We start from the raw sequence: 10,342 nt of genomic DNA on the forward strand, positions 1-10,342 counted from the left end.
CGAGGGACGTCACCCCCGAGCCGGATCCCGCGGGTGCCGGCTTCGGTCAGGGCCTCGACGATGCCGTGGAGCGCCGGTACTTCCGGCGCGGTCCCGCGGGCTTTCGGCCGGCGCTCCGGCCTTCGGTTTCGACCCGCTGCCGGGTCATGGATCGGCGGCGCTCCCGCACCACCACGCCTGCCGGTAGCGGTCCCGGGAGCCCGCCGGGACCTCCGGGCAGGGTGTCCTGCCCGTCGGCCGCGGCTATGTCCGTGTTCTCGCTCGCCGGTCGGTCAGCCCTCCAGATTCCCCCGCATCTCGACGAAGAGCTTTCCCGCATCGGCGAGCGTGCTGTCCTCGAAGAGCGCGACGGCCGCCGTTCCCTCGTCGGCCCACCCGCAGATGACGTTGCCCTCCTCGCTCAGCGAGGCGAGCAGGCACTCCACCGAGCCGCCGAGCGGTCCGGGCTCCACCGGCTGCGCCTCGGGCTGCCCCAGCTCGGGGTCCCACTGGATGTACTCGATCATGCCCCGGAACAGGTGCTCACGGCGCTTGCTGCTGTCCTCGGGCACGTGGTCGACGCCCTCGAACAGCACCGGCGCACCCTGTCCGCCCGGGTCCCCGTAGTTGCCGATGACCAGCGTCATGCCGTCCCGCATCTCGCCCGGGTCGACCGGGGCGTCCGTCAGGGCTTGTTCTCCCGTCAGCTTGTCCAGGCCGCCCGCTCGGGGGGCGTCCACCAGGGTGCGCGGACCGCTCTGCTCCGCCGAAGGCGTCGGCGACGCGGATCCGGAGACCTGCCCGCTCGAGGGAGCGTCGGGGTCGGGGAGGCCCGTGTAGTCCTCCCGGCAGCCGCTGACCGTCAGCATCGCCACCACCGCCACGGCCGTCAGGCCCGCTCTTGCCGCAGATGCACGCTTCATGAAACCCCCCACTGTCGCTTCACTCCTGGTGTCCCCCCGCCGCTCTGAGTGGCGGTCGTGGTCAGTGACGAGTCGTTCCGGCCGGATGGTTCCCACCCCCGGGCACGAGGATCTGCCGCACAGTGCAGCACCCGAGGGCACTGTCACGTTGTCAAGCCCCGGGTTTTGTGGATGGTGGGTTAGCTGGTTTTGAGGGAGAGTTCTGGGGCGGCCGGGAGATCGGCGAACTCGCCGTCCGTCCCGCCGCCCGCGGCACCGGCCTCGCAGGCGACCTCCTCGAAGCGGTGACCGAGGACGCGCCCGAGGGGCGTGCCTGGCTGCTGGCCTCCGTCCAGAACGCGCGGGCCATGGCCTTCTATCGCCGCCGAGGCTGGACACAGGCCACTCACCCCTCCCCCGACGGCAAGGGCATAGTCGTCTTCCTCGGCCCACGCCACCCCGCACGAGACCTCGCCCCACTTCCCCTGTAGGCCTCCGGAGCCCCGCCTTGCGTACCGCCGAGATCCGCCGCCAACCTGGACGCGCTCGCCGCCGTCGGCGGACTGCCCGGCAAGCGGCTGGTCGCCGGCGTCGTCAACGGCCGCAACATCTGGGCCAACGACCTCGGCACATCGCTGTCCACGCTCGGCACCCTGCTAGGTCTGGCCGACCGGGTCGACGTGTCCGCCTCCTGCTCCCTGCTGCACGTTCCGCTCGACACGGCCCTGGAGCGGAACATCGATCCGCAGATCCTGCGCTGGCTCGCGTTCGCCCGGCAGAAGACCACCGAGATCGTCACGCTCGCCAAGGGCCTCACCCAGGGCACCGACACGATCACCGGGGAACTCGCCGCCAACCGGGCCGACCTGGCGTCCCGGGAGAACTCCCCCATCACCCGCGACGCGGCGGTCCGCGCCCGCACCGAGGCCGTCACCGACGCCGACGGCCGCCGCTCGCAGCCGTACGCCGAGCGTGCCGCCGCCCAGCGCGCCCACCTGGGTCTGCCGCTGCTGCCGACCACCACCATCGGTTCCTTCCCCCAGACCGTCGAACTGCGCACCGCCCGGGCTGACCTGCGCGCCGGGCGCCTCGACACCACCGGTTACGAGGAGCGCGTCAAAACCGAGATCCAGGAGGTGATCTCCTTCCAGGAGAAGACCGGCCTGGACGTCCTGGTGCACGGCGAGCCCGAACGCAATGACATGGTGCAGTACTTCGCCGAGCAGCTCACCGGCTACCTCGTCACGCAACACGGCTGGGTCCAGTCCTACGGCACCCGCTACGTCCGCCCGCCGGTCCTGGCCGGCGACATCTCCCGCCCCGAACCGATGACCGTGCGCTGGACGACCTACGCCCAGTCCCTCACCGACCGGCCGGTCAAGGGCATGCTCACCGGACCGGTCACCATGCTCGCCTGGTCCTTCGTCCGCGACGACCAGCCCCTCGCCGACACCGCCCGCCAGGTCGCCCTCGCCCTGCGCGACGAGGTGAACGACCTCGAGGCGGCCGGGACCTCGGTGATCCAGGTGGACGAACCCGCGCTGCGCGAGACGCTCCCGCTGCGCGCCGCCGACCGCCCTGCCTACCTCGCCTGGGCCACCGAAGCCTTCCGGCTCACCACGGCCGGTGTCCGCCCGGACACCCAGATCCACACCCACATGTGCTACGCCGAGTTCGGCGACATCGTCCAGGCCATCGACGACCTCGACGCCGACGTCATCAGCCTGGAAGCCGCCCGCTCCCACATGCAGGTCGCCCACGAACTCGCCGCCCACGGCTACCCGCGTGAGGCAGGACCCGGTGTCTACGACATCCACTCCCCGCGCGTCCCGAGCCAGGAGGAGGCCGCCGCACTGCTGCGCACCGGCCTGAAGGCCATCCCCGCCGAACGGCTCTGGGTCAACCCCGACTGCGGCCTCAAGACCCGCGACTGGCCCGAGACCTGCTCCTCGCTCGAGAACCTGGTCGCCGCCGCCCGCACCGTCCGCGACGAGCTGCACGCCTCCTGATCCGGTCGACTCACCGGGGGCCGGGACGAGAACGCCCGGCCCCCGGTGAGCCACGCGGCCTGTCGGCCGCCGCAGCCGTCGCAGCGATACGAGAGGCCCCTGGACGAGGCAGAAACCGCACAACGTCGTGGTCAGCGGAAGGCCGATGATCGCCGTGCCCGCGAAGGAGTTTGAGGGCCTGTTCGTCATGCGCCGACAGCTGGGCAGCCGACCGGGACGACCACCACACCGGGGACCGTCCTCGACGCGGCGACGAGCTCGGCCACGCCGTCCGGCTGCATGATTCCGTGACCCCGACATCCGGCACCGGGACCATCACCTCACTCAACGGCAGGGCCAACAGCGGCTCCAACACCTAAAAGGTGAGCATCGACGGCTCGTCGTTCGCCTCCGCCACGCGGGGCACGGTCGTGGGTGTCGGTGACACGATCGCCGTGCGCTGGGGCGCGTGATCCCGGGGCCGTAGGGCCGCGGCATGCGCATCGTCTCCCTGCTGCCCGCCGCGACCGACATCGTCGCCGAACTCGGACTGTCCGAGCAGCTGGTCGGCCGCACGCACGAGTGCGACTGGCCGCCGCGGGAGGTGGCGCCGGTACCCGTAGTGACCGGCTCCGACCTCAACACGGAGATGTTCCAGCGGGTCACGCCACCACCGCCGACGTCTTTGATGGTGCAGACCGAGAAGTCGTCGAACGAAGCGCACCAGGTGCCGTCCCGGGTGGAGTTCCGCTTGCGCGCGGCGTTGTCGAGCGCGGCGGTCGGCGTCGGCACGGCGGTGGACCGTGGTCTGCGGGTTCGACCGGCAACCTGTCCCCCAGAGGGCACGACTGCGGCGGAGGCTTGACGAACTCCGACGCCCGACAACATCTGCCTGCACCGAACACGCCTGACACTGTGATGCCTTCACCCACGGTCTCTGTAGCCGCAGTGCCTGCCGTGTCCGGCTCCGGCGGGCACGTACGGCGCTCCCGCTGCCGCTCACCTCATAGGTGGTCTCGACCGGCCAGACAGCAGTCACCGCACTTCGAACCGTTCGGCGCACGGTAGTAGAGGCAGCAACTGCGGCGGCGGAACGTGAGATCCGGTCCGGTGATCACTCCGGTACCCGCAAGCCGTCCGGTGCCCAGCAGCTCGGCCGTCAAGCCGGTGAGCGGCTCGCGCAGGCCGGGGCGGGCCGCCAGCAGGACATGGGCCGCCCCGACGAGCGCCGAAGCGGCGTTCCCGTCCAGCAGACGCGGGGCGATCCTGACGTGGAGTCCGGCCGCGAGCGCCTGCAGATGCCGCATCACTTGCTCGTTCAGGGCGAGGGTGGGTTCGGACAGTCGCCCGGTGTACCAGCCGGCGGGGCGGGGCATACGGAGGGCCGGTCCGCCATCAGCCCGCTGCAGTCCGCTCAGATCCGGGACGATCCCGTGCAGCAGTACGCAAGCCAGAGCAGGGGACCAGAGGCGTGCGGCGTGTCCGAGGTGGGCGATGGACACGCCGATCCGCGGTTCGCGGGTGTGGTGCCGTTGCGTGACAGCGTCGGCCAGGTCGGTGAAGCCCCTCGCATAGGAGTGGTCGAGCGGATGCCAGCCCTCGTCCCGGCCGCCGACGTGCAGGACGAAGAAGCCGCCGAGGGCCGCCACGTCGTGCAGGGCCGCGGTGACGGCCTCTGCAGACGCCCGAGCATGTTCGGTCATGTCGGGGCGCTTCCTTTCTGGCGAGTGTCCCGATGCGAGATCAGTGAGTGAGCGTGAGTGCCCGGCTCGTCCGGCAGCGGGTCACCGCCGAGGCGTGCGGGCCCTCCTGGCGGGCACGGCTTCAGGAGACCGTACGCCGCCGCGGTGGCGTGATGGCGTACAGGTCGAGGATGTCCGGCCGGGGTGCGACGCCGGGTCCGCCGGCGCGTGCCCAGGCGGCGATGTCCTCGGTGGCGTCCGGGTCGTTGACCAGCCCGAGCCAGACGGGCCGGGCACCGGCGGCCCGGCCCGCGGCGGAGGGCTGGACGACGATGACATTGGCCTGGTCGCAGACGTCGAGGCAGTCGGAGACACGTACCGGCGCCACCGCGCGCAGGCTCTGGGTCTGGGCCGTGTGATCGACGCCGGTCACTTTGGGACTGCCACAGCAGCAGTCCCGGCACACGACGATGCGGCACGGGACCGACCCGGTCACCGTGACTTCCGTCGACTCGTCGGTCGTCGCTCCGGTCGGCATTGCGGACATGCCACGCCCTTCCCTTCCCCGGTACAGCGCCTCGTACGGCACGACCGCATCGAGCGCGGTCGATCTGTCGTACAGCAGTACTACAACCCACGTCCTGCTCCCTCCGACTCCGGCGATGCTCTCCCGTCCCGCCGGGTGGCCTGCGCCGACGATGTCTCACTGGCCGTCACCCGCCCCGTGCCAAGACCACCCGCCACTGCAGTGGGCGAAGTGCTGGTCCGGTCCGGCCCACTCCCGCACTCCGCAGGCACCGGCAGGCGCGGACACGCGTTCGTCTGTCCAACCCGCCGGTCCGTGGGAAAGGCGGGCCCTCGGGTTCAGGAGCTGAGGCTCCTCAGGTCCGCCGCGAGTGAACTGATGGCTGCGGGGTTGCGCGGGCTCTCGACGAGGTCGACGTAGTCGAGAACGACGATCCGGTCGTTCTTGATGGCGGAGACGTTCGCGAGCGGCTTGTAGGACGTGAGGAACTTCCGCTTCTGTTCCGCGGTGGTGTCCCCGTAGTCGTTGATCACGATGACCTCGGGGTCGCGGGCCACGACCGTCTCCCACCCCACGGTGGTCCAACTGTCCTTGAGATCCTTCATGATGTGGTCGCCGCCGGCCTTGGTGATGATGTCCTGGGGCCCGGCATAGGCGCCCGACGTGAACGGCTTGTCCTGCCCGCTGTCGTAGAGGAACACCCTTGGCCGGTCGGCGCCCTTCAAAGCCTTCGCCTGTGCTTCGGCCACCTGCTCGCGGAACGAGGTGACGAGGGTTTCGGCCCTGTCCTCGACGTCGAACACCTTCCCCAGGTTCCGCAGGTCCGTGTACAGCGCGTCGAGCGGTGGCATCACGCCCCGGGCTTTGCCCTGTCCGTTGCGGCACGACTCGCTGAGCAGATACGAGTCGATGCCCACGCGCTGCAGCGCGGCAGGCGTGAAACCCTCGCCCTCGTTGAATCCGTAGTTCCAGCCCGCGAAGACCAGATCGGCTCCGGCGTCCAGTACCAGCTCCTTGTTGATCCGCTCCTTCGAAAGCCACTTGGTCTTCCGGTAGCCGTCCTTCCACGGCACCGTCGTGAGGTCGCCCTTGTCGTCGGGCATGACGTATCCCGCCATGTGGTCCTCGAGGCCCAGGGCGAACATGATCTCGGTGATTCCGACGTCGTTGGTGACCACGCGCCGTGGAGCCCTTTCGTACGTCTTCTTCTCGCCGCAGTTCTCGACAGTGACCGGATAGTGGCTGTCGGACGCTCGGACACCGTCTCCCTTTCCTCCCTCCGACGAGACGTCCGCCCCGCAGCCGGTGGCGGCGAAAGCCAGGACGAGAGCGAGGGCGGTGGGGCGTGCGAGGTTCGGCATAGTGGCGGTGACTCCTCTGAGGGCGGACCGGGAAAGGTGAACCGAGCAGGTGGACTACTGGGAGGGAAGGCGATCGAAGAGCAGTTGGACCGCGCCTGTTTCGGGGTGGGGGACGCGGTGCGCCCGAACGCCGAAGACGTCGGCCAGCAGGACGGGCGTGAGAACGTCGTGGGGGGGCGCCGGAAGCGACGATCCGTCCACCGTCGATGACGTGGATGAGGTCGCAGTGGAGCGCGGCGAGGTTGAGGTCGTGCAGCGCGGTGAGCACGGTCAGCCCGCTGGCGCGTACCAGGGCCAGGACCTCCAGTTGCTGAGCGATGTCCAGGTGGTTGGTGGGTTCGTCCAGCACCAGCACCTGCGGCTGCTGAGCGAGCGCGCGGGCGATCAGGACCCGCTGCTTCTCACCGCCGGAGAGCGTGAGGAATCCGCGGTCGGTCAGATGACCGGCGCCGACTCCCTCCAGGGCGGCGCCACACGTCCGCCGGTCCTCGTCGGTGGTACGGGCCACCGCCTTCTGGTGCGGCAGCCTGCCCATGGCCACGACCTCGGCCACGGTGAAGTCGAACTCCGCGGCCGCTTCCTGCGGCAGGGCGGCGAGCCGACGCGCGCTTTCACGCGTGTTCATGGCCAGCAGGTCGTCGCCGCCGAGACGGACCGCGCCGGCCGTGGGACGCAGGGCCCGGTAGACGCACCGCAGCAGGGTCGACTTACCACTCCCGTTGGGCCCGACGAGCCCCACGAACTGGCCGCTGCCCGCCCGTAGGGTGACGTCCTCAACCAGCCTCGCACCGGAGATCTCCACGGTGAGCGCGTCGATGTCGACCTGCATCACACGCCTCCGAAGGTGTAGGTGCGGCGGCGCATGAGCAGGACGAAGCACGGCACACCGATCACGGCCGTCAATACGCCCAAGGGCAGTTCGGCGGGCGCGAGCACCACGCGCGACAGGATGTCCACCCAGATCAGCAGCACGGCACCGGCCAGTGGGGCGACGGCCAGCAGTCGCCGATGGTCCGCCCCGACCAGCATTCGGGCGGCGTGCGGAACCATCAGGCCCACGAAGCCGATCGCCCCGCTGACCGCGACGACCGCTCCGGTGACGGCGGCGGCGGTGAGGAAGAGTTCTTTGCGCAGCCGCCCGGGGTCCACCCCCAGCGCGGCAGCGGTCTCGTCGCCCATCGCCAGGGCGTTCAAGCGCCGGGCCGACCAGCCGAGGTGGATGAGGCCACCGAGCACCGCGCCGGCGGCGATCGGCACGGAGGACCAGTTCGCACCGCCCAGGCTGCCGAGCAACCACATCATCGCGGACCGGGCCGCTTCACCGTGCTCGGCGGCGAACACCATGAACGTGGTCACGGCCGAGAAGCCGTAGTACATCGCGGTACCGGTCAGTACGAGTCGGAGCGGTGTCAGCCCCCGAGGGGTCCGGGCGATCGCGTACACCAGCACCATGGCCGCGAGCGCGGAGAGAAACGCAGCCGTGGACAGCGCCCAGACACCGAACGCGCCGAACACGCCGAAGATGAGCACGGCGTTGGCACCGACGGCCGCACCGGAGGAGATACCGAGGACGAACGGGTCCGCGAGCGCGTTGCGGACCATGGCCTGGACAGCGACGCCCACGGCTGCCAGACCGGCACCGACGACCGCGGCCAGCACCGCGCGCGGGAAGCGGAGTTCCCACACGATGACGTAGGAGGAGACCTCGTCCGGAGCTATGGACCCACCGGTCAGCCCCGCCCACAGGTAATGCAGCGCCTCACCCCACGAGAGCTCCGACGCCCCGATGCCCGCCCCGCAGGCGAGGGAGACGGGGAGCGCGACGCACAGGCCGGTCACGAGCAGGGGCAGCAAGCCACGCCGGGGTCGTGGTGGCCCGCTGTTCGTGCTGCGGGGCAGCACGGTGGGTATTCGATCGCGGAGCGTGGCCACAGGCGGGTCGCTTTCGCCTCGGGCCGTGCACCTGCGTAATCGAAGGAGCGGCTCCGGACGCTGGGCGCCGTGCGCAGCACCTCTCGCAGTCCACGGCGATTGACAGGAGCTTCGCCACCGCGGGTAATCGGGCTTACGGAACCTTGTGCAGGACTCCGCCTACCGTTGCGGGTCAGCGCCGGACTTCGACCGGACTTCCCCCACGAGGCTCTTGCAGCTTAGCGCGTGTTCCACACCTGCTCTCCATCGGAAGGCGCAGGGCTGCGCCATGGGATGATCCAGTCCTCGGCCGTGGTCTTCGGACCGCCCACGGCCAGGTCGGACGGCGCGACTGTCGTCCCGACTGGTCCGGGGCGGCGGGAGAAGTGACGGGCGCCGAAGGCGCCGACCGTGGTCACCCCCAAATTCGGCAACAGAGGCCCATTTCCTCGGTTCACCGTCGTAGTGGGGTTCGTGCACTGAGCCGGAATGTCGAGCATGGCGCTCCCCCGGCGGAATCGCTGTTCTGGGGCGCCCTCCCAACACAGTCCCGGCACGGGAGATTCCTCCCAGCACCATGCAGCTTTGACACCCCTCCGGTCACCCCGAGCGGTCCATGTCACAGCCGGCCCCTGATACACGTCGCGCAGCTCGGTCAGCGGGCCTCCGGGCGGTCTCCTGGTGCCGTACCAGTGGAAGGAGCCGGGGGCGGTACGGAGTGCGTTCCCGCACGATCCCGTGACGTAAGTCAGAGGATCGATTCAGCGTGCGTCGGCCGTGCACAGGGTCAGGATGCGGACGGTGCGCTCGCCGGGTGCGCGTCGCGGCCGTGCCGGCAGCGGTAGTTGTCGAGGACAAGGGCGTCGCCCTCGGCAAGCCGAAAGCGCGGTAGTACCGGTTCGAGAGCGTGCACGGTCTCCTCGAAGCGGGCCGGCACGGCGCACACCCGGTTGGTGTCCGGGTCTCGGTGCAGGGGCGACCCCGTCGGTGCGGCGGACGATGCGACGGCCGGTCCGGGCGTACTCGACGTGCCGGGCGACACGTGGGGTGGCCGGCAGTCCGCACAGCCCCGCCCACTCGCCGTACAGATCGACGTCGGTACCTGTGAGGAAGTCCAGGAGGGCTGGGTCGGTTGACGCGGGGCCGTCGACGAAGCCGTACGCGTCGATCACGAAAAGGGATGCGGCTTAGGGCTTGCCGGAAAATAACTTGCTGGTTTTGCGACTTGACCTCGCAGGTCAGCTAGCTGCCCATCCACATGTTGTTCTTCTGCAGGTCCTTATCGTGCACAGGGAAAGTCCGCATCCCGGGGCACAGTTGAGGATCACCGGCGCGGACGGCATGCGGATCACCTGCTTCGCCACCGACACCCAGGGCGGCCAACTCGCCGCTCTCGAACTCAGGCACCGCAGACGGGCCCGCTGCGAGGACCGCATCCGAGACGCCCGCGCCACCGGCCTGCGCAACCTCCCCTTACACGACATCACCCAAAACCAGATCTAACTGGAGATCGTCTCCCTCGCCCTCGACCTCCTCGCCTGGATGCCGATGCTCGCTCTGCAAGGCGACACTCGCCGCTGGGAACCCAAGAAGCTCCGGCTTCGCTTGTTCTCCGCCGCCGCCCAACTCGTTACCACCGGCCGGCGCCGGATCCTCCGCCTTGCCCGCCACTGGCCCTGGACCGTGGAGATCACCAGCGCCCTCGAACGCCTCGACCTCCTACCGAACCCCGGCTGACCAGCGGATCCGCCACCCCTACGAGAAGACGAACCCAGCCGGAACAGTGGAACCCGGCGTCCACCCGAGACGACACCCGGGCCACCACCATGCCCACCCTCAGCCACAGGCCCTCGCCTCCGAGCCGCCGGGGGTCCAGTCACCGACTTGGGAGCGGCCGTGCTTACGGGCGTCCGGTCCGCGAGAACGGCTGGGCGGTGTCAATTCGTTGAAGCAACACCTTCGGTCAGGGCTCGCTGGAAGGCTTCCTGTGGGG

General features: G+C 70.0%; 7 protein-coding genes and 5 pseudogenes. 4 read left to right on the plus strand and 8 right to left on the minus strand.

Annotation, left to right across the window (positions count from 1 at the left end; genetic code table 11):
* Positions 1 to 272: 272 nt before the first annotated feature.
* Positions 273 to 902, minus strand: a complete 630-nt coding sequence (locus ACFPZI_RS14935; RefSeq protein ID WP_381363263.1) for a hypothetical protein — start codon at positions 900 to 902, stop codon at positions 273 to 275.
* Positions 903 to 1,069: 167 nt separating this feature from the next.
* On the opposite strand from ACFPZI_RS14935, the gene ACFPZI_RS14940 reads away from it, so the two are divergent.
* The 3 genes and pseudogenes from ACFPZI_RS14940 to ACFPZI_RS14950 form a co-directional block, all read left to right on the plus strand.
* Positions 1,070 to 1,372 carry a GNAT family N-acetyltransferase gene (locus ACFPZI_RS14940; RefSeq protein WP_381363265.1) on the plus strand — a complete coding sequence of 101 codons (303 nt, stop codon included), beginning with the start codon at positions 1,070 to 1,072 and terminating at the stop codon, positions 1,370 to 1,372.
* A gap of 33 nt (positions 1,373 to 1,405) precedes the next feature.
* Positions 1,406 to 2,890 (plus strand): annotated as a pseudogene (gene metE, locus ACFPZI_RS14945) (5-methyltetrahydropteroyltriglutamate--homocysteine S-methyltransferase); the annotation flags it as partial.
* 198 nt (positions 2,891 to 3,088) lie between these two features.
* Positions 3,089 to 3,342: pseudogene (locus tag ACFPZI_RS14950) on the plus strand (hypothetical protein); the annotation flags it as partial.
* 169 nt (positions 3,343 to 3,511) lie between these two features.
* On the opposite strand, the pseudogene ACFPZI_RS14955 reads toward ACFPZI_RS14950, so the two are convergent.
* The 7 genes and pseudogenes from ACFPZI_RS14955 to ACFPZI_RS14985 all read right to left on the minus strand — a co-directional run.
* Positions 3,512 to 3,667: pseudogene (locus tag ACFPZI_RS14955) on the minus strand (DUF4430 domain-containing protein); the annotation flags it as partial.
* A 206-nt stretch (positions 3,668 to 3,873) separates the two neighbouring features.
* Complete coding sequence (locus tag ACFPZI_RS14960; RefSeq protein ID WP_381363267.1) at positions 3,874 to 4,572, minus strand: (2Fe-2S)-binding protein; 699 nt, start codon at positions 4,570 to 4,572, stop codon at positions 3,874 to 3,876.
* 121 nt (positions 4,573 to 4,693) lie between these two features.
* Entirely contained in the window at positions 4,694 to 5,089 is a 396-nt protein-coding gene (locus ACFPZI_RS14965) for a (2Fe-2S) ferredoxin domain-containing protein (RefSeq protein WP_381363279.1), read from the minus strand.
* A gap of 326 nt (positions 5,090 to 5,415) precedes the next feature.
* Entirely contained in the window at positions 5,416 to 6,438 is a 1,023-nt protein-coding gene (locus ACFPZI_RS14970; protein ID WP_381363269.1) for an ABC transporter substrate-binding protein, read from the minus strand.
* A gap of 54 nt (positions 6,439 to 6,492) precedes the next feature.
* Positions 6,493 to 7,267: pseudogene (locus ACFPZI_RS14975) on the minus strand (ABC transporter ATP-binding protein).
* Positions 7,267 to 8,370: a FecCD family ABC transporter permease gene (locus tag ACFPZI_RS14980; protein ID WP_381363271.1), complete on the minus strand. Its 1,104-nt coding sequence runs from the start codon at positions 8,368 to 8,370 to the stop codon at positions 7,267 to 7,269. Before ACFPZI_RS14980 ends, ACFPZI_RS14975 begins: the two are co-directional and overlap by 1 nt.
* Positions 8,371 to 9,136: 766 nt before the next feature.
* Complete coding sequence (locus ACFPZI_RS14985; protein ID WP_381363272.1) at positions 9,137 to 9,295, minus strand: hypothetical protein; 159 nt, start codon at positions 9,293 to 9,295, stop codon at positions 9,137 to 9,139.
* A 332-nt stretch (positions 9,296 to 9,627) separates the two neighbouring features.
* On the opposite strand from ACFPZI_RS14985, the pseudogene ACFPZI_RS14990 reads away from it, so the two are divergent.
* Positions 9,628 to 10,086, plus strand: a pseudogene (locus ACFPZI_RS14990) (transposase); the annotation flags it as partial.
* Positions 10,087 to 10,342: the final 256 nt, after the last annotated feature.

This window comes from Streptomyces chlorus (genome assembly GCF_042655885.1).
GTDB lineage: Bacteria > Actinomycetota > Actinomycetes > Streptomycetales > Streptomycetaceae > Streptomyces > Streptomyces chlorus.

Excerpts from the sequence above, each read along its gene's own strand:
- ACFPZI_RS14960 (WP_381363267.1), bottom strand. The coding sequence starts at position 4,572 with ATGACCGAACATGCTCGGGCGTCTGCAGAGGCCGTCACCGCGGCCCTG.
- ACFPZI_RS14935 (WP_381363263.1), bottom strand. The coding sequence starts at position 902 with ATGAAGCGTGCATCTGCGGCAAGAGCGGGCCTGACGGCCGTGGCGGTG.
- ACFPZI_RS14965 (WP_381363279.1), bottom strand. The coding sequence starts at position 5,089 with ATGCCGACCGGAGCGACGACCGACGAGTCGACGGAAGTCACGGTGACC.
- ACFPZI_RS14970 (WP_381363269.1), bottom strand. The coding sequence starts at position 6,438 with ATGCCGAACCTCGCACGCCCCACCGCCCTCGCTCTCGTCCTGGCTTTC.